This is a genomic window from Streptomyces sp. NBRC 110611 (assembly GCF_001590865.1).
Lineage (GTDB): Bacteria > Actinomycetota > Actinomycetes > Streptomycetales > Streptomycetaceae > Streptomyces.
This window is the reverse complement of sequence record NZ_BBUY01000001.1, coordinates 863,113-889,218: the sequence shown is the minus strand read 5'-3', so window position 1 is coordinate 889,218 and position 26,106 is coordinate 863,113. Positions and strand designations below refer to the sequence as shown.

At 70.4% G+C, this 26,106-nt stretch carries 24 protein-coding genes; 2 read left to right on the top strand and 22 right to left on the bottom strand.

Features of this window, described 5'->3' with window-relative positions; genetic code table 11:
* Window positions 1–106: 106 nt before the first annotated feature.
* Both AZE13_RS03885 and AZE13_RS03880 read left to right on the top strand, forming a co-directional pair.
* Complete coding sequence (locus tag AZE13_RS03885) at window positions 107–1,498, top strand: sensor histidine kinase (RefSeq protein ID WP_258527555.1); 1,392 nt, start codon at window positions 107–109, stop codon at window positions 1,496–1,498.
* On the top strand, window positions 1,495–2,202 hold the full coding sequence (locus AZE13_RS03880; protein ID WP_066926743.1) for a response regulator: 708 nt from the start codon (window positions 1,495–1,497) through the stop codon (window positions 2,200–2,202). The genes AZE13_RS03885 and AZE13_RS03880 overlap by 4 nt, the downstream gene beginning before the upstream one ends.
* A gap of 198 nt (window positions 2,203–2,400) precedes the next feature.
* Here the strand turns inward: AZE13_RS03880 and AZE13_RS03875 are convergent, their stop codons facing one another.
* The 22 genes from AZE13_RS03875 to AZE13_RS03770 form a co-directional block, all read right to left on the bottom strand.
* Entirely contained in the window at window positions 2,401–2,844 is a 444-nt protein-coding gene (locus AZE13_RS03875; RefSeq protein WP_066926741.1) for a DUF2550 domain-containing protein, read from the bottom strand.
* Window positions 2,845–2,990: 146 nt separating this feature from the next.
* The gene (locus tag AZE13_RS03870) at window positions 2,991–3,374 is read right to left on the bottom strand and encodes a F0F1 ATP synthase subunit epsilon (protein ID WP_066926739.1); all 384 of its coding nucleotides are present in this window, start codon (window positions 3,372–3,374) and stop codon (window positions 2,991–2,993) included.
* Window positions 3,375–3,482: 108 nt separating this feature from the next.
* Entirely contained in the window at window positions 3,483–4,925 is a 1,443-nt protein-coding gene (gene atpD / locus AZE13_RS03865) for a F0F1 ATP synthase subunit beta (RefSeq protein ID WP_066926737.1), read from the bottom strand.
* Between the two features lie 5 nt (window positions 4,926–4,930).
* On the bottom strand, window positions 4,931–5,851 hold the full coding sequence (locus AZE13_RS03860) for a F0F1 ATP synthase subunit gamma (RefSeq protein ID WP_066926735.1): 921 nt from the start codon (window positions 5,849–5,851) through the stop codon (window positions 4,931–4,933).
* A 20-nt stretch (window positions 5,852–5,871) separates the two neighbouring features.
* Window positions 5,872–7,461: a F0F1 ATP synthase subunit alpha gene (gene atpA, locus AZE13_RS03855; RefSeq protein ID WP_066926733.1), complete on the bottom strand. Its 1,590-nt coding sequence runs from the start codon at window positions 7,459–7,461 to the stop codon at window positions 5,872–5,874.
* Between the two features lie 123 nt (window positions 7,462–7,584).
* Entirely contained in the window at window positions 7,585–8,400 is an 816-nt protein-coding gene (locus tag AZE13_RS03850) for a F0F1 ATP synthase subunit delta (protein WP_066926731.1), read from the bottom strand.
* Window positions 8,397–8,963, bottom strand: a complete 567-nt coding sequence (locus AZE13_RS03845) for a F0F1 ATP synthase subunit B (protein ID WP_066926729.1) — start codon at window positions 8,961–8,963, stop codon at window positions 8,397–8,399. Before AZE13_RS03845 ends, AZE13_RS03850 begins: the two co-directional genes overlap by 4 nt.
* Window positions 8,964–9,006: 43 nt before the next feature.
* Window positions 9,007–9,276 (bottom strand): ATP synthase F0 subunit C, encoded by a 270-nt coding sequence (gene atpE / locus AZE13_RS03840; RefSeq protein WP_181690237.1) that lies wholly within the window; start codon window positions 9,274–9,276, stop codon window positions 9,007–9,009.
* 79 nt (window positions 9,277–9,355) lie between these two features.
* Window positions 9,356–10,150, bottom strand: a complete 795-nt coding sequence (gene atpB, locus AZE13_RS03835; RefSeq protein ID WP_066926727.1) for a F0F1 ATP synthase subunit A — start codon at window positions 10,148–10,150, stop codon at window positions 9,356–9,358.
* A gap of 279 nt (window positions 10,151–10,429) precedes the next feature.
* Window positions 10,430–10,867 carry a hypothetical protein gene (locus AZE13_RS03830; RefSeq protein ID WP_066926725.1) on the bottom strand — a complete coding sequence of 146 codons (438 nt, stop codon included), beginning with the start codon at window positions 10,865–10,867 and terminating at the stop codon, window positions 10,430–10,432.
* Window positions 10,868–11,155: 288 nt separating this feature from the next.
* Window positions 11,156–12,490, bottom strand: a complete 1,335-nt coding sequence (locus tag AZE13_RS03825; protein WP_079123653.1) for an MraY family glycosyltransferase — start codon at window positions 12,488–12,490, stop codon at window positions 11,156–11,158.
* 181 nt (window positions 12,491–12,671) lie between these two features.
* A complete protein-coding gene (gene glyA / locus AZE13_RS03820) occupies window positions 12,672–14,027 on the bottom strand; it encodes a serine hydroxymethyltransferase (protein WP_066926721.1) in 1,356 nt (451 codons plus the stop codon).
* A gap of 207 nt (window positions 14,028–14,234) precedes the next feature.
* Window positions 14,235–14,909 (bottom strand): protein-tyrosine-phosphatase, encoded by a 675-nt coding sequence (locus AZE13_RS03815; RefSeq protein ID WP_181690236.1) that lies wholly within the window; start codon window positions 14,907–14,909, stop codon window positions 14,235–14,237.
* The gene (locus AZE13_RS03810) at window positions 14,909–15,556 is read right to left on the bottom strand and encodes an L-threonylcarbamoyladenylate synthase (RefSeq protein ID WP_066926719.1); all 648 of its coding nucleotides are present in this window, start codon (window positions 15,554–15,556) and stop codon (window positions 14,909–14,911) included. The genes AZE13_RS03815 and AZE13_RS03810 overlap by 1 nt, the downstream gene beginning before the upstream one ends.
* A gap of 52 nt (window positions 15,557–15,608) precedes the next feature.
* Window positions 15,609–16,454 carry a peptide chain release factor N(5)-glutamine methyltransferase gene (prmC, locus tag AZE13_RS03805; RefSeq protein WP_066926717.1) on the bottom strand — a complete coding sequence of 282 codons (846 nt, stop codon included), beginning with the start codon at window positions 16,452–16,454 and terminating at the stop codon, window positions 15,609–15,611.
* Window positions 16,455–16,628: 174 nt separating this feature from the next.
* A complete protein-coding gene (gene prfA / locus AZE13_RS03800; protein ID WP_066926715.1) occupies window positions 16,629–17,708 on the bottom strand; it encodes a peptide chain release factor 1 in 1,080 nt (359 codons plus the stop codon).
* Window positions 17,709–17,841: 133 nt separating this feature from the next.
* The gene (gene rpmE / locus AZE13_RS03795; protein ID WP_066926713.1) at window positions 17,842–18,063 is read right to left on the bottom strand and encodes a 50S ribosomal protein L31; all 222 of its coding nucleotides are present in this window, start codon (window positions 18,061–18,063) and stop codon (window positions 17,842–17,844) included.
* A gap of 234 nt (window positions 18,064–18,297) precedes the next feature.
* Complete coding sequence (locus AZE13_RS03790) at window positions 18,298–19,419, bottom strand: LCP family protein (RefSeq protein ID WP_066926711.1); 1,122 nt, start codon at window positions 19,417–19,419, stop codon at window positions 18,298–18,300.
* Between the two features lie 397 nt (window positions 19,420–19,816).
* Entirely contained in the window at window positions 19,817–21,895 is a 2,079-nt protein-coding gene (gene rho / locus AZE13_RS03785) for a transcription termination factor Rho (protein WP_066926709.1), read from the bottom strand.
* Between the two features lie 375 nt (window positions 21,896–22,270).
* Window positions 22,271–23,188 (bottom strand): homoserine kinase, encoded by a 918-nt coding sequence (gene thrB, locus AZE13_RS03780; RefSeq protein ID WP_066926706.1) that lies wholly within the window; start codon window positions 23,186–23,188, stop codon window positions 22,271–22,273.
* Window positions 23,189–23,556: 368 nt separating this feature from the next.
* Window positions 23,557–24,633 (bottom strand): threonine synthase, encoded by a 1,077-nt coding sequence (thrC, locus tag AZE13_RS03775; protein ID WP_066926704.1) that lies wholly within the window; start codon window positions 24,631–24,633, stop codon window positions 23,557–23,559.
* 8 nt (window positions 24,634–24,641) lie between these two features.
* Entirely contained in the window at window positions 24,642–25,934 is a 1,293-nt protein-coding gene (locus AZE13_RS03770) for a homoserine dehydrogenase (RefSeq protein WP_066926702.1), read from the bottom strand.
* Between the last annotated feature and the right edge of the window lie 172 nt (window positions 25,935–26,106).

The following is a 26,106-nucleotide window of genomic DNA, read 5'->3' as shown; positions in this document are numbered from 1 at the left end:
CCGGGACTGCATCTTTCGATGTAGCGCGGGAGGTGCGGGGATGACGCGGACATGGCCGCGGCAGGGCCCTGCGGCCGTGTGTCATGGAGCCGTGTTTCATGGAGGGGTGACCGACAGACCCCGCGCCGCCCTCACCCGGCCGCACTGGCTCGATGTGCTCGTCGCGGTCGGCGGGCTGCTCACCGGGCTGCTGCTCTGGTCGCTGGATCTGCACGGCGGACCGCCGCGGCTGGGGCTGCCGCCCTCGCTGACGCTGGCCGCGCTCACCGCGATGGCGGGGGCGGAGCTGCTGCGCCGTACGGCCCCGATGACCGCGCTGGCCGTAGCGGTGCCGGCGCTCGCGCTGGACTTCTGCACCGGCACACTCGTCGCCACGGTCGTGATGTTCACCGACGTGATCTACGCGGCGGTGCTCTACGGCCCGGCGCGCGCGGCCCGGCACATTCTCGTGCACTCGGTCCTGGTGACCGTCGCGGCGGCCGTCACCCTCACCGCACTCTGGCGGAACCCGCAGGTGGTGGTGGTCGTCATCGCCATCGCAGTGATCACCATCGCCCCGGCGTGGACCGGCCTGATCATCCGTAACCACCGCGACGCCGCGCAGTCCGCCCGACTGCGCGCCGAACGGATCGCGCTGCTGGCCGAGATGGACCGCGCCCAGGCGGTGGCCGGTGAGCGCGCCCGGATGGCCCGTGAGCTGCACGACCTGGTCGCCAACCACCTGTCCGCGATCGCCATCCACGCCACCGCCGCACAGTCCATCGACGACCCGGCGGCGACCCGTGAGGCGCTCGGGGTGATCCGCCAGAACAGTGTGCAGGGCCTGGCCGAAATGCGGCGCCTCATCGGGCTGTTGCGGGACCCGAAGGCGCACGCGGAGGGGCCGGCCGTGACGCCGTCCCTGGACGGGCTGGCGGCGCTGATCGCCCAGGCCCGGGCGAACGGCGCGGGCAGCGGGCTGACCTTCGTCCTGGACGACGCCCGCCGCACGGACGGGCGGGAGCCGGACGAGCGGCGCGGGCCGGAGAAGCGGCAGGGGCCCGAGGAACAGCGGGAGCCGGACGAGCAGCGGGAGCCGGATGAGCGGCGGGAGCCGGAGGAGCGGCGGGAGCCGGAGGAGCGGCGGGAGCCGGAGGAGCGGCGGGAGCCGGAGGAGCGGCGGGGCGGCGACCCCGGGCCGGCCTCCCCGGCCGGGCTCGCCGCGTACCGCATCGTCCAGGAATCGCTGACCAACGCGCTCAAACACGCCGCACCGGGCGAGGTACGGGTGCGGATCGCCCATGAGCGCGGGGGCGCGCTCAGCGTCACCGTCCGCAGCCCCTACGCCGACCGGCCCGGCCCCCGCGCCCCCGGCTCCGGCAGCGGCCTGGTCGGTATGCGGGAGCGGATCGCCCTGCTGGGCGGGGCGTTCGAGGCCGGTCCGCGGAACGGGCCGGACGGCAGAGTCTGGCTGGTGCGGGCGGCGTTGCCCGCCGCCGAGGAGGAAGAGCAACGATGACAGGCGCCGCAGCGCAGCCGATCCGGGTTCTCGTCGCGGAGGACCAGTCCGCCGTCCGGGCCGGGCTGGTCCTGATCCTGCGCACCGCCCCCGACATCGAGGTCATCGGGGAGGCGGTGGACGGCGAGGAGGCGGTGCGGCTCGCCCGCGAGCTGCGCCCCGCCCTCGTCCTCATGGACATCCAGATGCCCCGGCTCGACGGCGTCACCGCGACCCGGCAGGTGGTGTCCGAGCAACTGGCGGACGTCCTGGTGCTGACCACGTTCGATCTGGACGAGTACGTCTTCGGGGCGCTGCGGGCGGGCGCGGCGGGCTTTCTGCTCAAGGACAGCGACGCGGGCACGCTGCTGACGGCGGTGCGGACGGTGGCGTCCGGCGAGGGGCTGATCGCGCCGGCGGTGACCCGGCGGCTGATCGCGGAGTTCGCCCGTCCGCGTACGGCGGCGCGGCCGGCGAGTGCGGGTACGGGTGCGGGTGCGGGTGACGCACCGGATCCGTCGGTCCTGGACGTGCTGACCCCGCGCGAGCGGGAGGTCCTGGGGTGTCTGGGCCGGGGCCTGTCGAACGCCGATATCGCGCTACGGCTGGCCATGGCGGAGGCCACCGTGAAGACACATGTCAGCCGGCTGCTGGCGAAACTGAACCTGCGCAGCCGGGTGCAGGCGGCGGTACTGGCCCAGGAGTTGGGGGTGGCCGGACCGTAGGCCCGGGAACTGGCCGCCGGCCTCTGCGGCTGGGCCGAACGGATCCCGTAGGGGGTGGTCGAACAGATCCCCTAAGGGATACGAGGGCCCCCTGCGGGGCCACAACGGGCCGGGGGGCGGGGGTATTCCCGGTTCAGGCCACGTTCACCCTCCCCCAGACTTCGTCCGGGGGTACCCCCATCCAACGGGGCCCTCTGCTTAAGCCACATTGACCCGTTGCCCGGGCGGGGCCGCCTCCAGCCAGGCGAGGAAGCCGGTGAGTGCGTCCTCGCTCATCGCCAGCTCCAGGCGGGTGCCGCGGTGCCGACAGGCCAGCACGACGGAGTCGGAGAGCAGCGCCAGCTCCTCCTCGCCCTGGGGGGTGCGCCGCTCCAGGACCTCGATGGCGGAGCGCTCCAGGAGGCGCCGGGGCCGGGGCGCGTACGAGAACACCCGGAACCACTCGATCCGGTCACCGTTGTAGCGCGACACGCCGTAGATCCAGCCCTTGCCGCCGGTCTCGCTCTCCGGCACGTTCCAGCGCAGGCTGCAGTCGAAGGTGCCGCCGGACCGCTGGATGAGCCGCCGTCTCAGCCCGAAGACGAACAGTCCCAGCAGCAACAGCACCACGACCGCGCCGCTCACAAGCAGAGCGAGGACCATCCCGACCGACCTCCTCGCCTCGATGGTGGTACCCCGCGCCGTTCAGGCACGGGGACGGAAAAGCACCTGCATTGCCTCAGCCGCGGGCCGCTCCGGACAATTCCGGGCAGCCCGCGGCTGAGGATCGATCTCGTCGGTGACGGGGCTCAGTGAACGCCCGCCACCGCACGCAGCCGGACGTCGGCGCGACGCTCGGCGGCCGCGTCGGCCTCCGACTTCGCTCGCTCCAGGGCCCGCTCCGCGCGCTGGACATCGATCTCGTCCGACAGCTCGGCCACCTCTGCGAGCAGGGACAGCTTGTTGTCGGCGAACGAGATGAAGCCGCCGTGCACCGCGGCGACGACCGTGCCGTCACCGCTCTCGCCGGTCGTACGAATCGTCACCGGGCCCGACTGCAGCACGCCGAGCAGCGGCTGGTGTCCGGGCATGACGCCGATGTCGCCCGACGAGGTGCGCGCGACGACCAGGCTGGCCTCGCCGGACCAGACCTGACGGTCCGCGGCGACCAACTCGACGTGCAGCTCAGCCACGATGGCTCCTCGGGTCTCCACCTGCCTGGCGTGGCAGATGTTGGGTCAAATACTAGTGGTCGTACGGACCGGGGGCGGCCATGGCCGCCCCCGGGACCGGTGCCGGGGTCAGGAGACGCCCAGCTCCTTGGCGTTGTTCTTCAGGTCCTCGAGGCCACCGCACATGAAGAAGGCCTGCTCGGGGAAGTGGTCGTACTCACCGTCGGCGATCGCGTTGAACGCGGCGATCGACTCGTCCAGCGGCACGTCCGAGCCGTCGACACCGGTGAACTGCTTCGCCACGTGGGTGTTCTGCGACAGGAACCGCTCGATACGACGGGCGCGGTGGACGGTGAGCTTGTCCTCCTCGCCGAGCTCGTCGATACCCAGAATCGCGATGATGTCCTGGAGGTCCTTGTACTTCTGCAGGATCGTCTTGACGCGCGAGGCGCAGTTGTAGTGGTCCTGCGAGATGTAGCGGGGGTCCAGGATCCGGGACGTCGAGTCCAGCGGGTCCACCGCCGGGTAGATGCCCTTCTCCGAGATCGGACGCGACAGAACGGTGGTCGCGTCCAGGTGGGCGAAGGTGGTCGCCGGCGCCGGGTCGGTCAGGTCGTCCGCGGGGACGTAGATCGCCTGCATCGAGGTGATCGAGTGACCGCGGGTCGAGGTGATGCGCTCCTGGAGGAGGCCCATCTCGTCGGCCAGGTTCGGCTGGTAACCCACCGCGGAGGGCATCCGGCCGAGCAGGGTCGAGACCTCGGAGCCGGCCTGCGTGAAGCGGAAGATGTTGTCGATGAAGAACAGCACGTCCTGCTTCTGGACGTCACGGAAGTACTCGGCCATGGTGAGGCCGGCCAGCGCGACGCGCAGACGGGTGCCCGGGGGCTCGTCCATCTGACCGAAGACCAGCGCGGTCTTGTCGATGACGCCGGAGTCGGTCATCTCCTCGATGAGGTCGTTGCCCTCACGGGTGCGCTCGCCGACACCGGCGAACACGGAGACACCGTCGTGGTTGTTGGCGACACGGTAGATCATCTCCTGGATGAGCACCGTCTTGCCGACGCCGGCGCCGCCGAACAGACCGATCTTGCCGCCCTTGACGTACGGGGTCAGCAGGTCGATGACCTTGACGCCGGTCTCGAACATCTCGGTCTTGGACTCGAGCTGGTCGAAGGACGGGGCCTTGCGGTGGATCGCCCAGCGCTCGGTGACCTCGGACTCGGCCTCCGGCTTGTTCAGGATCTCACCAAGGGTGTTGAACACCTTGCCCTTGGTGACGTCACCGACCGGCACGGTGATGCCGTCACCGGTGTCGGTGACCGGGGCCTGGCGGACCAGGCCGTCGGTGGGCTGCATGGAGATCGCACGGACCAGGCCCTCGCCCAGGTGCTGGGCGACCTCGAGGGTCAGGGTCTTCGTGGCACCGGCCTCGGCCGGGTCCGCGACCTCGACGGTCAGCGCGTTGTAGATGTCCGGCATCGCGTCGACGGGGAACTCCACGTCGACGACCGGGCCGATGACCCGGGCGACGCGGCCCGTGGCAGCGGCCGTCTCAACAGTGGTGGTCATAGTTGTCAGTCACTCCCCGCGGTCGCGTCGGCCAGTGCGGCACTGCCACCGACGATCTCGCTGATTTCCTGGGTGATTTCGGCCTGGCGGGCCGCGTTGGCAAGCCGCGAGAGCGACTTGATGAGCTCTTCCGCATTGTCGGTCGCCGACTTCATCGCACGCCGGGTGGCGGCGTGCTTGGAGGCGGCGGCCTGCAGAAGCGCGTTGTAGATCCGCGACTCGACGTACCGCGGCAGCAGGGCGTCCAGGACGTCCTCGGCCGACGGCTCGAAGTCGAACAGCGGGAGGATCTCGCCCTTGGACGTGTCCTCCTCCGCCTCGGCCGTCTTCGCGAGGCTGAGCGGCAGCAGGCGGTCGTCGAGCGCGGTCTGCGTCATCATCGAGAGGAACTCGGTGTAGACGATGTGGAGTTCGTCCACCCCGCCCTCGGCGGTGTCCCGCTGCACGGCCTCGATCAGCGGTGCGGCGATCGCCTTGGCGTCCGCGTACGTCGGGCTGTCGGTGAAGCCGGTCCACGAGTCCGTGACCTTGCGGTCGCGGAAGCCGTAGTACGACACACCCTTGCGGCCGACGATGTAGACGTCGACCTCCTTGCCCTCGGCCTTGAGCCGCTCGGTGAGCTGCTCCGCGGCCTTGATGACGTTGGAGGAGTAGCCGCCGGCCAGACCGCGGTCGCTCGTGAGGAGCAGCAGCGCGGCCCGGGTCGGGTTCTCCGCCTCGGTCGTCAGGGCATGCTGGGTGGTCGAGCCCGTGGCAACCGCTGTCACCGCGCGGGTCAGCTCACTCGCGTACGGCGTCGACGCCGCCACCTGGCGCTGCGCCTTGACGACGCGCGAGGCGGCGATCATCTCCATCGCCTTGGTGATCTTCTTGGTCGCGGTGACGGAGCGGATGCGACGCTTGTAGACCCGGAGCGTGGCTCCCATGGATCAGGTCCCTTCCGTCGTCACTTGCTCGTGGCGGGGGCGTCCTCGCCGAGCAGCTTGCCGTCCGAGGTCTCGAACTGCCGCTTGAAGCCGTCGACGGCCTCGGAGATCGCACCGATGGTGTCGTCGGACATCTTGCCGCCCTCGCGGATGCTGGTCAGCAGGTCCTTCTTCTCCCGGTGGAGGTGGTCGAGGAGCTCGCGCTCGAAGCGGCGGATGTCCTCGACCGGGACGTCGTCCATCTTGCCGTTGGTGCCGGCCCAGACGGAGACGACCTGGTCCTCGGTCGCGTACGGGGCGTACTGGCCCTGCTTGAGCAGCTCGGTCATCCGCTTACCGCGCTCCAGCTGCGCCTTGGAGGCCGCGTCCAGGTCGGAACCGAAGGCGGCGAACGCCTCCAGCTCGCGGTACTGGGCGAGGTCCACGCGGAGCCGGCCGGAGACCTGCTTCATCGCCTTGTGCTGGGCGGAACCACCGACACGGGAGACGGAGATACCGACGTTCAGCGCCGGGCGCTGGCCCGCGTTGAACAGGTCCGACTCCAGGAAGCACTGGCCGTCGGTGATGGAGATGACGTTGGTCGGGATGAACGCCGACACGTCGTTCGCCTTGGTCTCGACGATCGGCAGACCGGTCATCGAACCGGCGCCCATGTCGTCGGAGAGCTTGGCGCAGCGCTCCAGCAGACGCGAGTGCAGGTAGAAGACGTCACCCGGGTAGGCCTCACGGCCCGGCGGGCGGCGCAGCAGCAGGGACACGGCGCGGTAGGCGTCGGCCTGCTTCGAGAGGTCGTCGAAGATGATCAGGACGTGCTTGCCCTGGTACATCCAGTGCTGGCCGATGGCCGAGCCGGTGTAGGGCGCCAGGTACTTGAAGCCCGCCGGGTCGGACGCCGGGGCGGCGACGATGGTGGTGTACTCCAGGGCGCCGGCCTCCTCCAGCGCGCCGCGCACGGACGCGATGGTGGAGCCCTTCTGGCCGATGGCGACGTAGATGCAGCGGACCTGCTTCTTCGGGTCGCCCGAGCGCCAGTTGTCGCGCTGGTTGATGATCGTGTCGACGGCCAGGGCGGTCTTGCCGGTCTGGCGGTCACCGATGATCAGCTGACGCTGGCCACGGCCGATCGGCACCATCGAGTCGACGGCCTTGTAGCCGGTCTCCATCGGCTCGTGCACCGACTTACGGACCATGACGCCGGGAGCCTGCAGCTCCAGGGCGCGGCGGCCCTCGGTCTCGATCTCGCCGAGGCCGTCGATCGGGTTGCCCAGCGGGTCGACGACGCGGCCGAGGTAGCCCTCGCCCACGGCGACCGAGAGCACCTCGCCGGTGCGCTGCACCGACTGGCCCTGCTCAATACCGCTGAACTCACCGAGGATGACCGCACCGATCTCGCGCTCCTCCAGGTTCAGCGCAAGACCGAGCGTGCCGTCCTCGAACTTCAGCAGCTCGTTCGCCATCGTCGAGGGGAGGCCCTCGACGTGTGCGATGCCGTCACCGGCATCGCTAACCGTGCCGACCTCCTCGCGCGAGGCCGCGTCCGGCTTGTACGCCTGGACGAAGTTCTCCAGCGCGTCCCGGATCTCCTCCGGCCGGATCGTGAGCTCCGCCATCTGGGTTCCCTGCTCTCCTTGTTGGGCCCGAAGTTACGTGCGGGGGTCTGGGGGCTGGTCCCCCAGAGGGTTTCCGCTTACGGCCCAACTCGGGCCGCCGTCATGCTTGTGTTGGTGGCTGGTTCAGCCGGCCATCCGCTGGGACACCTTGTCGAGGCGCTCCGCGATGGTCCCGTTGATGACCTCGTCGCCGATCCGGACCTGGACGCCGCCGAGGACCTCGGGGTCCACGTCGAGGTTCAGGTGGATCTCCCGCCCGTACAGCGTGGTCAGGGCGGCACCCAGGCGCTGCCGCTGTCCGTCGCTGAGGGGCACCGCGGTGGTGACCACCGCGACCATCCGGTCCCGGCGGCTCGCCGCCAGCTTGGCGAGGGCTTCGAGCCCTGCCTCCAGGCTACGGCCCCGCGGCTGGACGACAAGACGGGTCACGATCCGCTCGCTGACCGGGTTCGCCCGGCCGCCCAGCAGGGACCGCAGCAGCTCCGTCTTGGCCGCGACCGTCGCGTTCCGGTCGGTCAGCGCGCGACGCAGCTCACCGTTGGAAGCGATGATCCGGCCGAACCGGAACAGCTCGTCCTCGACGTCGTCGAGCGCGCCGGCCCGCTGGGCCGCGACGAGGTCGGCGCTGTAGGCCAGCTCCTCGATCGCGTCCGCCAGGTCACGCGAGCGCGACCAGCGGGAGCGGACCATGCCGGTCACCAGGTCGACGGCCGGGCCGCCGATCTGGCCGCCGAGCAGCCGTCCGGCCAGCTCGGCGCGGGCCTCGCCGGCCTGCGCCGGGTCGGTCAGGACCCGACGCAGCGACACCTCGCGGTCGAGCAGAGCGGTGACGGCAGCCAGCTCCTCGGCGAGCTTCGCGGCGTCGACGGAGGCGTTGTCCGTCAGCGCGTTGAGAGCCTCGCGTGCGGAGGCGAGTGCCTCGCGGCTCGCTCCGTTCATCGGCCGGCCTCAGCCTTCGTCGCGTCCGTCGCCGCCTTGGCCTCGAGCTCGTCGAGGAAGCGGTCGATGGTCCGGCTCTGCCGGGCGTGGTCCTCCAGGGACTCGCCGACGAGCTTGCCGGCCAGTTCGGTGGCGAGCGTGCCCACGTCCTGGCGCAGCGACTGCGCGGCCGCCTTGCGGTCCGCCTCGATCTGGGCGTGACCGGCGGCGATGATCTCCTCACGCTGCCGCTGGCCCTCGGCGCGCATCTCAGCGATGAGAGTCGCGCCCTGCTCCTGCGCCTCCTGGCGCAGACGCGCGGCCTCGTGGCGGGCGTCGGCGAGCTGGGCCCGGTAGTCGTCGAGGACCTGCTGAGCCTCGGCCTGCGCGGCCTCGGCCTTCTCCATGCCGCCCTCGATCGCCGCGCGGCGCTCGTCCAGAACCTTGTTGATGTTCGGGAGGAGCTTCTTGGCGAGGAAACCGAAGACGATGAAGAAGGCGACCAGGCCGATGACCAGCTCTGGAATCGGCGGGACGAGGGGGTTCTCCGGAACCTCCGCCGCCATCTGCACCAGGGCGTTCACATCAGTGCCTTCCGTCTAATTGGGCGTGGTCGATGCGGTCCGTTTACTTGTAAACGAAGCCCATGACGATGCCGATCAGGGCGAGCGCCTCACAGAAGGCGAAACCCATGATCTGGTTGGTACGGATCAGGCCGGCGGCCTCGGGCTGGCGGGCCAGGGCCTGGGTGCCGTTACCGAAGATGATGCCGACGCCGACGCCGGGGCCGATCGCGGCGAGGCCGTAACCGATCGCGGCGACGTTGCCGACAACGGTGGTCTTGGCGGAGTCCCCGGCGGCGGCGAGGTTGTTGACCATGTCGAGAGCAGCGGACATGCCGTTACTTCCTTCTCTTTCACGGACCGGTGGGGGTTGGCCACCGGACGTCTGGTGTTGATTGCGGGAGGCGGGGTGCTCAGTGGTGCTCGGCGAGCGCGCCCTGGACGTAGTTGCAGGCCAGGAGGACGAAGACGTACGCCTGAACGGCCTGGATGAACAGCTCGAACGCCGTCATCACGAGGGTCATGACGAACGAGACGCCGGCGAAGGCGATGCCGATGCCGTTCAGCAGGTACCAGCTGGCGATGGTGAACATCAGGATCAGCAGGTGGCCCGCGAACATGTTGGCGAAGAGCCGGACCGCGTGGGTGAAGGGCCGGATGATCAGGTTCGAGAGGAGCTCGATGACCATCAGCAGCGGCAGGACCCAGCCCAGGGACTTGTCATAGCCGGTGATGTTCTTCCAGCCGCCCACGAAGCCGTGCTTCTTGAAGGTCAGGTAGACCCACAGGATGTAGACCATCGCGGCCAGGCCCGCGGGGAAGGCGATGACCGATGTGACCGGGAATGAGGCGACCGGAACGATCGACCACAGATTCATGATCCACACGAAGAAGAACAGCGAGACCATGAAGGGGACGTACTTCTCGCCCTCCTTCTTCCCGAGCGCGTCATAGACGAGTCCGCGGCGTACGAAGTCGTAGCCCGCCTCACCGACCATCTGCAGCTTTCCGGGGACCACCTTCGCCTTGCCGAATGCGGCCCAGAAGAACCACACCACGACGACGGTGCTGAGCAGGGCCAGCAGCATCGGCTTGTTGAACTCGAAGCCCTTGATGGTGAAGAGCGGCTCGAAGACGAAGTTATGCAGCCCGGGGGCATCGAAGCCGCACCCGGAAAAGATGTGGCAGTCGGTCTCGAAGGCGAGCATCGTTTCAGCACTCACCGCGAGCTCCTTCAGCGTGGCGCATAGGTACGGCAACCTCGTTGTGTCGGCGCGGCGTTGAGCCACGGAGCGGCACTGGACTGGTCTTACGGATTAGGGGGCGGCTGGCCGGCGCGGGGCCGGTCCGGATCACAGGCTTCGGCCGCGAGAACTGCGCGTTCCATTCCGTGGAACCCGGGAGCTCAGCCGCCTGCGCCAACTGTGCCGCAGTTGGCACCGGACGATAGCAGGCCCGCATGAGGCCATTTATCTCGGGCCTACGTGTCACGTCGGCGACCCCGCCGTCTCGGCCTTCTTCGGCTCGGCGGAGTCAGGATCCACATACAGAATCTTTGCCTTCATATGGCCACGGGTCTGCGCCGCGATCCACACAAGGGTGGTACCGAGCAAGGTGAACGCAAATGCCTTGGTATCGAAGAGCGTTGTGTCCTTGAAGGCGATCAGGAAGACCAGCACGAACAGGATCTGCGTCGTGTAGAGCAGCAGCCCCATCATCTGGAACAGCTGCGGGAAGCTCTTCGCGGTCTTCTGCAGAACCACCAGGCCGGCCCCCATGACGAGCACCACCAGCGCGGTGCCGACGACGGCGCCGATCGCTCCCGTACCGCCGGCGATGCCCGCGCTCACGGCCACGGCGACAACGCCGGCGGCAAGCGTGGGGACAACGGCGTGAAGGAGTAGTCGGGCGTCATTCGACTGCATGGCGGCGCTCCGGCAAAGGGTGGGGGATGTCGTCAGGGACGAGCGTAGACCCGGCGCGAGGCGCAGCCTGCGGCCGAGGGCCCGTCGCAGTACGGTCCTTCGGCTCTTTCGCCGGGTTTCGTGAACGGTATCACAAACTATTTGATGAGGTCTTTACCTGCCTGATGTGGACCCTGTCACACCTGAGCGTGAACGTGCGCGTTGGTGCACTGACGGCCAGATTTTTGTCTGGTATTCGGTCAATCGAGCTGGCTTTCGCCCCTCGTTCGAGCGATCGAACCACGAGGCTCAGCGGTGACTGCTCGCCTTCCGCCGGTCCACAAAACGTGACCGGTCGCCGATCGCGGTGGCCCCGTGCACGCCCGCCGGGACCGATGCGCGCTCCCGTTCCGCCTCCGGCGCCCCGCCGGCGGAGCCGTCGGTCTCCGCCGCCCCCGCCGTACGGACCACCCTGCGGTAGCGGGGCGGCACCATCCGCTCGGCCCAGCGCGGCGCCCGCGGGGTGAAGCGCGGCAGCAGGAGCAGCACCAGGCCCACCGCGCTCAGCAGGACGATGCCCAGAACGATCCACATGCTGGCGTTGTTCGCCGAGTAGGCGACCGCGCCGAACGCGATCAGCGCCGACCAGAAGTACATGATCAGCACCGCCCGGCTGTGCGAATGGCCGATTTCCAGCAGCCGGTGGTGCAGATGCCCGCGGTCGGCGGCGAACGGCGACTGGCCCTTCCACGTCCGCCGCACGATCGCCAGGATCAGGTCGGCGACCGGCACCGCGATCACCGTCAGCGGCAACAGCAGCGGGATGTAGACCGGCACCATCGCGTGGGTGGCCTCGCGCAGACCGCCCGCCTTCTGGTTGAACGCGTCCGGGTCGACCTGGCCGGTCACCGAGACCGCGCCGGCCGCCATCACCAGACCGATCAGCATCGACCCCGAGTCCCCCATGAAGATCCGGGCCGGGTGCATGTTGTGTGGCAGGAAGCCCAGGCACATCCCCATCAGGACGACCGAGAACAGCGTTGCGGGCGCGGCCGCCTCGATGCCGTACCCGAACCACATCCGGTACGCGTACATGAAGAACGCGGCGGCGGCGATGCACACCATGCCGGAGGCCAGCCCGTCGAGGCCGTCCACGAAGTTCACCGCGTTGATCGTGATCACGACCAGTGCGACGGTCAGCAGCGTGCCCTGCATCGGGGTGAGCGAGACCGTGCCGACGCCGGGGACCGGGATCCACAGGATCGTCAGTCCCTGGAGCACCATCACACCCGCGGCGATCATCTGGCCGCCCAGCTTGACCAGCGCGTCCACGCCCCACTTGTCGTCCAGTACGCCGAGGATCCAGATCAGCGCGGCACCGGACAGCAGCGCCCGGGGCTCGTTGGAGTCGAAGACGCTCTTGAGGTTGGTCAGATGCGCGGCGACCAGCAGACCGGCGCACAGCCCGCCGAACATCGCGATCCCGCCGAGCCGTGGTGTCGGCTCACGGTGCACATCACGCGCACGGATCTCCGGCATCGCACCGGCCGCGATCGCGAACTTCCGCACCGGCCCGGTCAGCAGATAGGTGACCGCGGCCGTGACGCACAGCGTCAGCAGGTATTCACGCACAGGCTGCCCCACAGGTATAGCTGGCCATCACAGCCCCACACCCTATGCGTGTCGGACCCCCGGCCGTGAACACAGGAGCCGCGGAATGCCGGAACCGCGAATACGGGACAAGACGCGCCCCGCTCATGGACGGTTCCCGCCCGTCCCCCATGGCCGGATTTCCGCCACTCGCGCGGGACCGGCTCCCGCCGGCTCACCCCTGAACGGGGTACGGCGGGAATCCGTGGACCAGGGCGGCGGTCCGGGCGCGGACCGTGCCGTCCTCCCGCAGCGCCGCCGCCATCAGCTCGGCGACCGTCGCCATCTCCGGCTCCCCCATCCCCTGGGTCGTCACCGCGGCGGTGCCCAGCCGCAGACCGATGCGCCGGTCCGCGGCCGCGTCGGCGCCGGGCAGTGCGCAGGTGTCCAGCACGATCCCGGCCGCCGCCAGCCGGCCGCGGGCGGTCCGCGCGTCCAGCCCGAGGGGGGCGGGGTCGGCGGTGATCATGTGGGTGTCCGTACCGCCGGTGGTGATCGCCAGCCCCTGCCCGGCCAGCGCCCCGGCGAGCGTCCCGGCGTTGGCGGCCACCTGACGGGCGTACGTACGGAAGCCGGGCGCGGCGGCCTCCCGGAAGGCGACGGCCTTGGCGGCGATCGCGTTCATCTGCGCACCCCCCTGGGTGAACGGGAAGACCGCACGGTCGATCCGCTCGGCGAGCCCGGCGCCGCACAGGATCATCCCGCCGCGCGGACCGCGCAGCACCTTGTGGGTGGTACCGCAGACCACATGCGCGTACGGGACCGGGCTGGGCGCCGCTCCCCCGGCGATCAGCCCGAGCGGGTGCGCGACGTCCGCGATCAGATACGCGCCGGTCTCGTCGGCGATATCACGGAAGGCGGCGTAGTCGATGTGCCGGGGGTAGGAGATCGAGCCGCAGACGATCGCCTTGGGCCGGTGGGATCGGGCCAGGCCGGCGATCGCGTCGTAGTCCAGCAGCCCGGTCTCCTCGTCGACGCCGTAGCCGACGAAGTGGAACCAGCGGCCGGAGAAGTTGGCGGGCGATCCGTGGGTGAGGTGCCCGCCGTGCGGCAGGGACATCGCCAGGACGGTGTCACCGGGGCGCAGCAGGGCGGCATAGGCGGCCAGGACGGCCGAAGACCCGGAGTGGGACTGGACGTTGGCGTGTTCGGCACCGAACAGGGCCTTGGCGCGCTCCACCGCGATCCGCTCGGCGAGGTCGACGATCTCGCAGCCACCGTGGTGCCGGGCTCCCGGATAGCCCTCGGCGTACTTGTTGCCCAGCGGGGAGCCGAGCGCGGCCAGCACGGCCGGTGAGGTGAAGTTCTCCGCGGCGATCAGCTGCAGTCCGTCGCACTGCCGGGCGCTCTCGCCGAGCAGGACGCCGGCGATCTCCGGGTCCTGGCTCAGCAGCGCGGCGAAGTCCGGTCCGCCGGCCGGCCGGGTGGCGCCGTCGGGAGCGGCCGCCCGGGCCCGTTCCTCGACCGTCCCGGCGGCCGGACCACGGCCGGCCGAGGACTCGCTGCGGGGTGACGCGGTAGTGGCGCACATGGGCTGGCTCCGGGCCTCGTACGGACTCACGTCCCAATGTAGGCGCGGTCCGCCGATCGGGCGCGGTGTACACCACCGGCCCGCCGGGACCGGGTGGGGGAGACGGCCCTTACGGGTTGGTCGAACAGATCCCCTAGGGGACGCGAGGGCCCCCTGCGAGGCCACAACCGGCGAGGGGCGGGCTGTATTCCCGCCTCCGCGTCCGCGTCAGGCTCGGGCCGGGACGCCCGTGAGGGCCGTGACGACCGGGTCCAGGGCCTGGTTGATCTCGTCGCCGATGGACCGGAAGAAGGTGATGGGGGCGCCGTAGGGGTCGTGGACCTCGTCGGACTCCGGGTTGGGCGCCAGCAGCCAGCCGCGCAGCGCCGCGGCGGCTCCGACCAGCGCACGGGCCCGCTCGACCAGGCCGCCGTCCGGCAGGTCCGGGTCGGGCTCGGGCAGCGTGGCGGGGTCTATGGCCCGCACCAGCCGGTTGAACTCCTTGAGGGTGAAGGTACGCAGCCCCGCCGAGTGGCCCATCGAGATGACCTGGGCCCGGTGGTCGCGGGTCGCGGTGAGCACCAGGTCGGCGCGGATGACGTGCTCGTCGAGCAGCTCGCGGCCGATGAAGCCGGCCGGGTCGGCGCCGTAGTCCCCGAGCACCGTGGCGGCGTGCGCCTCCATCGGGGCGCCCTCGTGCCCCCAGGTGCCGGCGCTCTCCACGACCAGCCCACCACTGTGCGCCCCGCCGAGCCGCCGCTGCAGGGCATGGCGGTGCAGCCGCTCGGTGATCGGCGAGCGGCAGACGTTGCCGGTGCTGACGTGGAGGATCCGGAAGGCGGACGCCGGGGGTACCGGGTGGTGGTCGCCTGGTCCCGCTATGCCACGCCCCAGGGGCGGCATCAATTGGCCACCTCGAGCTCGGGTACCACCGATCGCAGGTCGTCCGCGCTGACCGCGCCTTCGCGGAGCAGTACGGGCACCTTGCCGGTGACATCGACGATCGAGGACGGCACCGCGGCGGGCGTGGGTCCGCCGTCGAGGTACACGGAGACCGAGTCGCCCAGCATCTCCTGCGCGGCGTCGCAGTCCTGCGGGGCCGGGTGGCCGGTGAGGTTGGCGCTGGAGACGGCCATGGGGCCGAACTCGGTCAGCAGCTCGATGGCGACCGGGTGCAGCGGCATGCGCACCGCGACCGTGCCGCGGGTCTCGCCCAGGTCCCAGGCCAGCGACGGCTGGTGCCGGGCGACGAGGGTGAGGGCGCCGGGCCAGAAGGCGTCGACCAGCTCCCAGGCCTGCTCGGAAAAGTCGGTGACCAGACCGTGCAGAGTGTTGGGGGATCCGACGAGGACCGGGGAGGGCATCCCGCGGCCGCGGCCCTTGGCCGCCAGCAGGTCGGTGACCGCCTCCGGGCTGAAGGCGTCCGCACCGATGCCGTAGACGGTGTCGGTCGGCAGCACGACCAGTTCACCGCGGCGGACGGCCGCGGCGGCCTCGCGCAGACCGGTCGCGCGGTCGGTCGCGTCGCTGCAGTCGTATCGCCGTGACATTAGCGGTCCTCCTGGTACCGAACGGTTGGGGGGTTCATCGGGGCGGCGGGCGTCATGGCGTCACCCGGCGCGCGGTGGCGAAACGGGGCCGGTTGTTGAGGTCGGGGTGGTCGGCCGCGTCGGCCCAGCCCCGCTCCTCGGCGAAGATCCACGGCACCTGCCCGCCCTGGGTGTCGGCGTGCTCGACGACGACCACACCGCCGGGCCGCAGCAGCCGGTGCGCGGTCCGCTCGATGCCTCGGATCGTGTCCAGGCCGTCCTCGCCCGAGAACAGCGCGAGCTCGGGGTCGTGGTCGCGCGCCTCGGGTGCGACGTACTCCCACTCGGTCAGCGGGATGTACGGCGGGTTGGAGACGACCAGGTCGACCTGGCCGTCCAGTTCGGGGAGCGCGGTCAGCGCATTGCCCTGATGGAGAACGACGCGGGACCCCTCGACGTTCTTGCGGGCGTAGCCCAGGGCCTCCTCGGAGAGCTCCACGGCGTGTACCCGCGAGCGCGGCACCTCCTGTGCCAGCGCCAGCGCGATCGCCCCGGAGCCGGTGCACAGGTCGACGATGAGCGGCTCGACGACGTCCATGGCCCGTACGGCGTCTATCGCCCAGCCGACCACCGACTCGGTCTCCGGCCGGGGGACGAACACTCCCGGCCCGACGTGGAGTTCCAGGTAGCGGAAGAACGCCCGGCCGGTGATGTGCTGGAGCGGCTCCCGCGCCTCGCGGCGGGCGATCGCCTCCCAGTAGCGGGCGTCGAAGTCCGCGTCGGGGACCAGGTGCAGGGCGCCTCGTTTGACGCCGTGCACATGCGCGGCGAGCTCCTCGGCGTCGAAGCGCGGAGAGGGCACGCCGGCGTCGGCCAGCCGCTGGGTGGCCTGGGCCACCTCGGCGAGCAGCAGGTTCACGGGCCCTTCCTCCTAGTGCTGCGTCTTCGTCGGCCGGGCTCCGGGGCCGGCGGCGTCGGCCGCTGGTCTCTCAGCCCCGGGGATACGGTCTCCGGCCGTTACGTACAGGGTCTCTTACAGGTCTTACGGGTCTACGGGTCTTACTGGTCCATGGTGGCGCGGGTTCCGGTCGGCCTACTGCGCGGCGGCGAGCTTGGCCGCCGCGTCGGCGTCCACGCACGCCTGGATGACCGGGTCCAGCTCGCCGTCGAGCACCTGGTCCAGGTTGTACGCCTTGAAGCCCACCCGGTGGTCCGAAATGCGGTTTTCCGGGAAGTTGTAGGTGCGGATGCGCTCGGAGCGGTCGACCGTGCGGACCTGGCTGCGCCGGGCGTCCGAGGCCTCCCGCTCGGCCTCCTCCTGGGCGGCGGCCAGCAGCCGGGAGCGCAGGATGCGCATCGCCTGCTCCTTGTTCTGGAGCTGGCTCTTCTCGTTCTGGCAGGAGACGACGATGCCGGTGGGCAGGTGGGTGATGCGCACCGCGGAGTCGGTGGTGTTGACGGACTGGCCGCCGGGCCCGGAGGAGCGGTAGACGTCGATCCGCAGGTCGTTGGCGACGATCTCGACCTCGACCTCCTCGGCTTCGGGGGTGACCAGCACACCGGCCGCGGAGGTGTGGATGCGGCCCTGCGACTCGGTGGCGGGCACGCGCTGGACGCGGTGCACCCCGCCCTCGTACTTCAGCCGCGCCCAGACGCCCTGGCCGGGCTCGGTGGCACCGCCCCCGCCCTTGGTCTTCACGGCGACCTGGACGTCCTTGTAGCCGCCGAGGTCGGACTCGTTGGCGTCGAGGATCTCGGTCTTCCAGCCGACCCGCTCGGCGTAGCGCAGGTACATCCGCAGCAGGTCGCCGGCGAACAGCGCGGACTCCTCGCCGCCCTCACCGGCCTTGACCTCGAGGATGACGTCCTTGTCGTCGCTGGGGTCGCGCGGGACGAGCAGCAGCCGCAGCTTCTCGGTGAGCTCCTCGCGGCGGGCGTCGAGCTCCTTGACCTCGTCGGCGAAGTCCGGGTCGTCCGCGGCCAGTTCGCGTGCGGTCTCGATGTCCTCGCCGGTCTGCTTCCAGGCGCGGTACGTGGCGATGATCGGGGACAGCTCGGCGTAGCGCTTGTTGAGGCGCATGGCCTCGCGCTGGTCGGCGTGGACCGCGGGGTCGGCCAGCCGCTTTTCGAGATCGGCGTGCTCGCCGATCAGTTCTTCGACCGCCTCGAACATCGTGGGTTCCTCTGCTGGCTGTGGCTGCTGGCTGGCTGACCTGGTGGCTGCTGACGATGGCTACGACGAAACAAAGACGCCGGTCCGGTCACCCCTGGGCAGGGGCGACCAGGAACCGGCGCCTTGAGAGTCGCTACTTCTTGGCAGTGGCGGCCTTGCCGAAGCGGGCCTCGAAGCGGGCCACGCGGCCGCCCGTGTCCAGGATCTTCTGCTTGCCGGTGTAGAACGGGTGGCACTCGGAGCAGATGTCGGCGCGGATGGCGCCGCCGGCAACGGTGCTACGGGTGGTGAAGGACGCGCCACAGGTGCAGCTGACCTGGGTCTCGACGTACTCCGGGTGGATGTCGCGCTTCAAGGGATTCTCCTAGGTTCGGGAGTGCACCGGGTCGTGTCGCGGGTTGCGTCACGTGAACCGGGGCCGACGGTCCAGTCTGCCAGGACTAGCCGCATCTCCCAAAACCGGGGGACCCGCGCAACTATTCCCGGCCCTTCAGGGGCCCGCCGGGGGCCCGGGCGTCACGGTGCGCCGACTTCCGGCCACTTCACGTAGCGGGCCGGGCACGGCTGCTTCACGTAGCGGGCCGGTCGGCTACTTCACGTAGTTGCCGGTGCCGCCCTTGTCGCCGGCCGAGCCCTGGATCGCGGACTTGGGGATGTCCTTGTCCTGGTGCAGCGCCTGCCAGACCTGCTGGGACTGCCGCTCCAGCGGCACCACGCGGTCCTTGTCGATGGTGTCGCCCGTCACCGGGAGGGTCACCATGTCGACGTTCTCCGAGCCGATGCCGCCCAGGCTCTTGGCCAGGCCGGTGAGCTCGCCGACCGAGTTGAGCTCGGTGTCGGTGGTGATGGCCTTGGTGGCGGTTTCCGCGATGTTGTAGAGCTTGGTGGGGCTGGTGAGCAGCCCGATGCTCTTGACCTGGTTCATCAGGGCCTTGATGAACGCCTGCTGGAGCTGGATGCGGCCCAGGTCGCTGCCGTCGCCGCCGGGGACGCCGTGCCGGGTGCGCACGAGGCCGAGGGCCTGCTCGCCGTCGAGGGTGTGCTTGCCCGGTTTCAGGTGCAGGTGGCTGTACTCGTCGTCGATCGACTTGGTGGTGGTGATGCCCACTCCGCCGAGCGCGTCGATGAGTTTCTTGAAGCCGGTGAAGTCCACCTCGATGAAGTGGTCCATCCGGATCTTACTCATCGTCTCGACGGTCTTCACGGCGCAGGGCGCGCCGCCGACCTCGTAGGCGGTGTTGAACATCGCCCGCCGCTGCCCGGGAACGGTCCTGCCCTTGACGGTGCAGTCGGGCCGCTCGACGAGAGTGTCGCGCGGGATGCCGACGACACTGGCCTTCTTGTGGCCCTTGTAGATGTGCACGATCATCGCCGTGTCGGAGCGGGCGCCGCCCTCGTCCCGGCCGTAGTCGCTGTTCTTGCCGGCGCGTGAGTCGGATCCCATGACGAGGATGTCCATCGAGCCGTCGTCGATGTTCTGGGGCCGGTCGGTGCCGAGGGCGGCGTTGATGTCGACGCCCTTCAGGTTGCCGTTGAGCTGGTAGTAGACGTATCCGAGTCCGGCGCCGCCGAGCAGTACGACGCTGGCCAGCGCGCACAGGGAGACGGTGAGTACTCGGCGGCGCCGGCTGGGTGCCTTGCGCCGGCGGCCGGTGGCACGTATGCCGCGGGAACGGCGTTCGGCCGTCGCGGTCCCGTTGCTGTCCGCCATCTGCTCCTCAGTCCTCGTTCGCTCGCTCGGCCCGGCCCTGGAGACGCGGCCCACCCCCGCCGCCGTCGTGCTGCGGGCTGTCACGGCACGTTGCGCCTTGTCAGACGGGGGGTCGACGGGAAGGGTTGCACAGCGAAAGATGAGCGAATTCTTAGAAAAGGCCGCGCGCGGTGGCCGGCCGCGCTCCGGCCCCACCCCGCTCACCTGGCCTTTCGTCCCGTTTTCGGCCATGGCCGAAAGTGTTCGCCGCAACGGGATCTGTGCGGAAGGTCTCAGGCCGGGCGGCGCCCGGGGCTCTCCGGCGCGGCGCACCGGACGGGCCCGCCCAGCACAGCGCCCCCCTCACCCGTAGGGGCGAGGGGGGCGGTGGTGACGGCGCCGGGGCGCGAAGGGGGCGTCAGTCGTTGCCGTTGCCCGCGGTCGGCGTCGTCTTCTGGATCTGGAGCAGGAACTCCGCGTTGGACTTGGTCTGCTTCATCTTGTCCAGCAGCAGCTCGATCGCCTGCTGCTGGTCCAGGGCGTGCAGCACCCGGCGCAGCTTCCAGACGATCGCCAGCTCGTCGCTGCCGAGCAGGATCTCTTCCTTACGGGTGCTGGACGCGTCCACGTCCACCGCCGGGAAGATGCGCTTGTCCGAGAGCTTCCGGTCGAGCTTGAGCTCCATGTTGCCGGTGCCCTTGAACTCCTCGAAGATCACCTCGTCCATCCGCGAGCCGGTCTCGACCAGCGCGGTGGCCAGGATGGTCAGCGAGCCGCCGTCCTCGATGTTGCGCGCGGCACCGAAGAACTTCTTCGGCGGGTAGAGCGCGGTGGAGTCGACACCACCGGACAGGATGCGGCCCGAGGCCGGCGCGGCGAGGTTGTACGCGCGGCCCAGACGGGTGATCGAGTCCAGCAGGACGACCACATCGTGGCCCAGCTCCACCAGGCGCTTGGCGCGCTCGATGGCCAGCTCCGCGACCGTGGTGTGGTCCTCGGCGGGACGGTCGAAGGTCGAGGAGATGACCTCGCCCTTGACCGACCGCTGCATGTCGGTGACCTCTTCGGGACGCTCGTCGACGAGGACGACCATCAGGTGGCACTCGGGGCTGTTGCGGGTGATGGCGTTCGCGATCGCCTGCATGATCATGGTCTTGCCGGTCTTCGGCGGGGCCACGATCAGACCGCGCTGGCCCTTGCCGATCGGCGAGACCAGGTCGATGATCCGGGTCGTCAGCGCGCCCGGCTCGGTCTCCAGGCGCAGGCGCTCCTGCGGGTAAAGGGGCGTCAGCTTGTTGAACTCCGGCCGCCCGCGGCCCTGTTCGGGCGCCATGCTGTTGACCGAGTCGAGCCGGACCAGCGCGTTGAACTTCTCGCGGCGCTCGCCGTCCTTGGGCTGCCGGACCGCGCCGGTGACGTGGTCGCCCTTGCGCAGGCCGTTCTTGCGGACCTGGGCGAGGGAGACGTAGACGTCGTTCGGGCCGGGCAGGTAGCCGGAGGTCCGGATGAACGCGTAGTTGTCGAGGATGTCGAGGATGCCGGCGACCGGGATCAGGACATCGTCCTCGGCGATCTGCGGCTCGTTGCCGAAGTCGTCGCGGCCGCGGCGGCCCCGGCGGTCGCGGTAGCGGCCGCGACGGCCGCGCCGGCCGCCCTCGAAGTCGTCGTCGTCGTCCCGGCGGTCCCGCTGGCGCTGGCCGCCCTGACCACCCTGGCCGCCGTCGCCGGCGTCACCCTTGCGGCGGTCGCGGTCGCGGTCACGGTCGCGACGGCCGCGCTCACCCTTCTGACCGCGGTCCTGGCGCTCGCCACGGTCCTGGCGCTCGGCCCTGCCGGACCGGCCCTCGCCGGTCTCCTGCGGGGCGGTCTCGGTCCTGGCCTCCGTCTTGGCCTCGGTCTTCGCCTCGGCCTTGGTGTCGGTCTTGAGGTCGCCCGAGGCCTCCGGGCTGCCCGCGGCGGCGGTGGCCCGGCGCCGGCGGCGCTCGCCGGCCGGCTGCTCGTCTCCCCCGAGCTCCCGGCCGCGCTCGAGCAGGGAGGTGCCCCCCTCCGGCTGGCCGGGGATGTCGATCTGCTGCTGGGTGCCGGCCTGGTCCGCGGCCTTCTCGGCCTTGGCGGCCCGTCCGGACTTCGCCGCCTTGGCGGCGGCCGGCTCCGCGGTGTCCTCACCGGTGCGGGCCTTGGAGGTGGTACGGCGCTTGGGCTTGGTCGGGGTCTCGGCGGGCACGTCGGCCTTGGCGGCCGTGCCCGAACCGGCCTGGGGAGTGCCCCCGGCCTGCCTCTCCTTGATGACCTCGATCAGCTGGCTCTTGCGCATCCGCGCGGTGCCCTTGATACCGAGGCCTGAGGCGACCTGCTGCAGCTCTGCCAGGACCATGCCGTCAAGGCCGGTGCCGGAACGGCGGCGACGTGTGGTTGCAGGCGCGGCGGGAGCGTCCGTGGCGGGCGTGTTGGCACTGCCATCGGTGCGCGCGCCCATCAGATCGGTGGTGTCGCTCACGAAGGGTCCTTCCCTGGAGCGGGCGTCGGCCTGTCTGGCTCGGCGACCGGTTGTGCTGTCCGGCCGGGTCCCTGTGGTGTTGCGGACCGGACCGGGGCGGTGGTCCCGCCGGAAGTGGCGGAAAGATCAGTTCATGGCTCCGGCGTGAAGAGATGCAGAGTGGCCCATGTCGTCACGCCGATTCCGGAGCGTGCTCACTTCTGCTCAGGCCATGTGCTCCAAGCAGATGGGGAAGCTCCCGGAAGAAAGTGGTCCCGATGGGGGACACGAAGTACCGCGCCGCTCAGGCGTCGGATACTGACTTGAGGTTAACACTACCGGATCCAACAAACATTCCCCCTCTCCAAGACCGGCAATCGTCGATCAACCGTGTGATCACCCGGCGAGCGGCAGCACACACGCTCCTGCCGCGTCGAGGGTCAGCCGGTTGGCCGCCCACCCCTCTCCCGCCAGTGCCGCGACCTTCTCGGCCGCGGCGTCATCGACCAGCGCGAGCACCGTCGGGCCCGCACCGGACACGACTGCGGGGACGCCGTCCGCGCGCAGTCGATTCACCAGGGCCATGCTCTCCGGCATCGCCGGGGTGCGGTAATCCTGGTGGAGTCGGTCCTCGGTCGCGGCGAGCAGCAGCTCGGGGCGCCTGGTCAGGGCCTCGACGAGCAGTGCGGCGCGACCGGCGTTGGCCGCGGCGTCCACATGCGGGACGGTGCGCGGCAGCAGTCCGCGGGCGGTCTCGGTGAGCACCGGCTTCTCCGGTACGAAGACCACCGGAACGATGGAATCTGCGGGATCCATCCGGATCGCCCGGGCGCTGCCGGTGTCCATCCAGGCGAGCGTGAAGCCGCCGAGCAGACAGGCGGCGACGTTGTCGGGGTGGCCCTCGATCTCGGTGGCCAGCTCCAGCAGCGCGGCGTCGTCGAGCTTCTGCTCGCCGCCTATCGTCACGGCGCGGGCGGCGACGATACCGGCGCAGATGGCGGCCGAGGAGGATCCCAGGCCACGGCCGTGCGGGATGCGGTTGGCGCAGACGATTTCCAGGCCCCGCGGCTGTCCGCCGAGCACCTCGAAGGCGGTACGCATCGACCGTACGAGCAGGTGGTTCTCGTCGCGCGGCAGGGTGTCGGCGCCCTCACCCGCGATGTCGATGTGCAGCCCGGAGTCGGCGACGCGCACCACGACGTCGTCGTACAGGCCCAGGGAAAGTCCCAGGGCATCGAAGCCGGGGCCGAGATTGGCGCTGGTAGCGGGGGTGCGCACCCGGACGGCGGCGGCGCGGAACGCGGGACCGGCCATCGCTCGATGACTCTCCTTGATTGATGCTGCGGTACTGCCCCGGAGCGCCGCGGCACCGAGGTGCCCGGCCGGCTCGTGGGGTCTGTTCTGACCTGCCCTGAACACCACTGCGTTATGCCGTGGGGAGGGGAGTTGACTGCCAGCCTATCGAAGGAAGGTTCTGTCGCGACATAGGGCGCACAGGAGGCGCACGATGCGTGTCGCACACCTTCCCGCGCCCCGGGTTCACCAGGCACTGCCTTCGCCGGGCTTTGCGGCCTTTGCACAATTTGCTGTCGCGGGTGGCGGGACCCGCGGCAGCGCCGGGTGCGGGACGCTCACCGCCCCGCACCCGGCGCCGCGGCCCGTCGGACGGGCCCTCACGGGTCCTAGACGAGACCGAGGCGCTCGGCCGCGACGTCCGCGTCGATCGGCACCGTGACCGGCTGCGGCGCGCCGGCCACCGCCCAGTCCGGGTCCTTGAGGCCGTTGCCGGTGACCGTGCAGACGATGCGCTGGCCCGGGTCGACCTTGCCCTCCTCGGCGGCCTTGAGCAGACCGGCGACCGAGGCGGCCGAGGCGGGCTCCACGAAGACGCCCTCCTGCGCGGCCAACAGCCGGTACGCGGCCAGGATCTGACGGTCGGTCACGTCGTCGATGAAGCCGCCGGACTCGTCCCGCGCGCGCTCCGCGTACGCCCACGAGGCGGGGTTGCCGATGCGGATCGCGGTGGCGATGGTGTGCGGGTCCTTGACCACCTCGCCCCGCACGATCGGCGCGCTGCCGGAGGCCTGGAAGCCCCACATCCGCGGGGTGCGGCCGGCGATCCCGTCGGCCGCGTACTCCCGGTAGCCCTTCCAGTACGCGGTGATGTTGCCGGCGTTGCCGACCGGCAGCACATGGATGTCCGGCGCGTCGCCGAGCATGTCGACGATCTCGAAGGCGGCGGTCTTCTGGCCCTCGATCCGTACCGGGTTCACGGAGTTCACAAGTGCGACCGGGTAGTTCTCGGACAGCCCCCGGGCCAGCGTCAGGCAGTCGTCGAAATTCCCGTCGACCTGGAGAATCTTCGCGCCGTGCACCAGCGCCTGGCCCATCTTGCCGAGCGCGATCTTGCCCCGCGGGACCAGCACGGCGCACACCATGCCGGCCCGGACCGCGTAGGCGGCGGCCGAGGCCGAGGTGTTGCCGGTGGAGGCGCAGATCACGGCCTTGGCGCCGTCCTCCTTGGCGCGGGTGATGGCCATCGTCATGCCCCGGTCCTTGAAGGAGCCGGTGGGGTTGGCGCCCTCGACCTTGAGATGCACCTCACAGCCGGTGCGCTCGGAGAGCACCTGCGCCGGTACGAGCGGCGTGCCGCCCTCCCGCAGCGTGACGACCTCGGTCGTGTCACCGACCGGAAGCCGGTCACGGTATTCCTCGATGATTCCGCGCCACTGACGGCTCGCGGTGGACTTGGCAGACATGGGTTCCTCTACTCCCCTTCAACCCGCATGATGCTGGCGACACCGCGGACGGTGTCCAGCTCGCGCAGCGCGCCGACGGTCGACGACAGCGCCGCGTCGGCCGCCCGGTGGGTGACGACGACGAGGGACGCCTCCCCGTCCTTGCCCGTCTGGCGCACCGTGTCGATCGATACACCGTGCTCGGCGAAGACCGTCGCGACCTGCGCCAGGACGCCCGGCTTGTCGGCCACGTCGAGACTGATGTGGTACCGCGTGACGACCTCGCCCATGGGGCTGACCGGCAGTCGGGTGTACGCGGACTCGCCCGGGCCGGTGGCACCGGCGAGCTTGTTGCGGCAGACCGCGACCAGGTCGCCGAGGACCGCGGAGGCGGTCGGCGCACCGCCCGCACCCGGCCCGTAGAACATCAACTGACCGGCCGCCTCGGCCTCCACGAAGACCGCGTTGTACGCCTCGCGGACCGAGGCCAGCGGATGCGTCAGCGGGATCATCGCCGGGTGCACCCGCGCCGTGACGGACGCGCCGTCCGCCGCCCGCTCGCAGATCGCCAGCAGCTTGACCGTGCAGCCCATCCGCCGGGCGGAGGCGATGTCGGACGCGGTGACCTCCGTCAGGCCCTCGCGGTGCACATCGTCGATGGTCACCCGGGTGTGGAAGGCGATACCGGCCAGGATCGCGGCCTTGGCGGCGGCGTCGAACCCCTCGACATCGGCGGTCGGGTCGGCCTCCGCGTACCCCAGCGCGGTCGCCTCGTCCAGCGCCTCGCTGTAGCCGGCGCCGGTCGCGTCCATCTTGTCGAGGATGAAGTTGGTGGTGCCGTTGACGATGCCGAGGACCCGGTTGACCTTGTCGCCGGCCAGCGACTCCCGCAGCGGCCGCACCAGCGGAATCGCCCCCGCGACGGCGGCCTCGTAGTAGAGGTCCGCGCCGTTGGCCTCGGCGGCCGCGTGCAGCGCCGCGCCGTCCGCCGCGACCAGGGCCTTGTTCGCCGACACCACGCTCGCGCCGTGCTCGAACGCGGTGGTGATCAGCGTCCGGGCCGGCTCGATACCGCCGATGACCTCGATCACGACGTCGATGTCGCCGCGTTTGACGAGCGCGGTCGCGTCGGTGGTGACCAGCTCCGCCGGGACGCCGTCGCGCACCTTGTCGGGGCGGCGCACCGCGATCCCGGCGAGCTCCACGGGCGCGCCGATGCGGGCCGCGAGGTCGTCCGCGTGCGTCGTCATGATGCGCGTCACCTCTGAGCCGACCACACCACAGCCCAGGAGCGCCACCTTCAGCGGACGCGTACGCATCATTCGACCTCTACTTCTCATCGACCAGCGATTTTCGACATGTGCTCTTTTTTGACATGTGCTCTTGCACAAGTCTCACGCACCGGACGGCGGATTCCGTCCTCCGTCCAGATGCCGAGACATTTATTTCATCCGGTTCCGGGCCCCGGTGAACCGGCCCCGGGCCTTGACGACC

Excerpts from the sequence above, each read along its gene's own strand:
- AZE13_RS03880 (WP_066926743.1), top strand. The coding sequence starts at position 1,495 with ATGACAGGCGCCGCAGCGCAGCCGATCCGGGTTCTCGTCGCGGAGGAC.
- AZE13_RS03875 (WP_066926741.1), bottom strand. The coding sequence starts at position 2,844 with ATGGTCCTCGCTCTGCTTGTGAGCGGCGCGGTCGTGGTGCTGTTGCTG.
- atpD (WP_066926737.1), bottom strand. The coding sequence starts at position 4,925 with ATGACCACCACTGTTGAGACGGCCGCTGCCACGGGCCGCGTCGCCCGG.
- AZE13_RS03860 (WP_066926735.1), bottom strand. The coding sequence starts at position 5,851 with ATGGGAGCCACGCTCCGGGTCTACAAGCGTCGCATCCGCTCCGTCACC.
- atpA (WP_066926733.1), bottom strand. The coding sequence starts at position 7,461 with ATGGCGGAGCTCACGATCCGGCCGGAGGAGATCCGGGACGCGCTGGAG.
- AZE13_RS03850 (WP_066926731.1), bottom strand. The coding sequence starts at position 8,400 with ATGAACGGAGCGAGCCGCGAGGCACTCGCCTCCGCACGCGAGGCTCTC.
- atpE (WP_181690237.1), bottom strand. The coding sequence starts at position 9,276 with ATGTCCGCTGCTCTCGACATGGTCAACAACCTCGCCGCCGCCGGGGAC.
- atpB (WP_066926727.1), bottom strand. The coding sequence starts at position 10,150 with ATGCTCGCCTTCGAGACCGACTGCCACATCTTTTCCGGGTGCGGCTTC.
- AZE13_RS03830 (WP_066926725.1), bottom strand. The coding sequence starts at position 10,867 with ATGCAGTCGAATGACGCCCGACTACTCCTTCACGCCGTTGTCCCCACG.
- glyA (WP_066926721.1), bottom strand. The coding sequence starts at position 14,027 with ATGTGCGCCACTACCGCGTCACCCCGCAGCGAGTCCTCGGCCGGCCGT.
- AZE13_RS03815 (WP_181690236.1), bottom strand. The coding sequence starts at position 14,909 with ATGCCGCCCCTGGGGCGTGGCATAGCGGGACCAGGCGACCACCACCCG.
- AZE13_RS03810 (WP_066926719.1), bottom strand. The coding sequence starts at position 15,556 with ATGTCACGGCGATACGACTGCAGCGACGCGACCGACCGCGCGACCGGT.
- prfA (WP_066926715.1), bottom strand. The coding sequence starts at position 17,708 with ATGTTCGAGGCGGTCGAAGAACTGATCGGCGAGCACGCCGATCTCGAA.
- AZE13_RS03790 (WP_066926711.1), bottom strand. The coding sequence starts at position 19,419 with ATGGCGGACAGCAACGGGACCGCGACGGCCGAACGCCGTTCCCGCGGC.
- thrB (WP_066926706.1), bottom strand. The coding sequence starts at position 23,188 with ATGGCCGGTCCCGCGTTCCGCGCCGCCGCCGTCCGGGTGCGCACCCCC.
- thrC (WP_066926704.1), bottom strand. The coding sequence starts at position 24,633 with ATGTCTGCCAAGTCCACCGCGAGCCGTCAGTGGCGCGGAATCATCGAG.
- AZE13_RS03770 (WP_066926702.1), bottom strand. The coding sequence starts at position 25,934 with ATGATGCGTACGCGTCCGCTGAAGGTGGCGCTCCTGGGCTGTGGTGTG.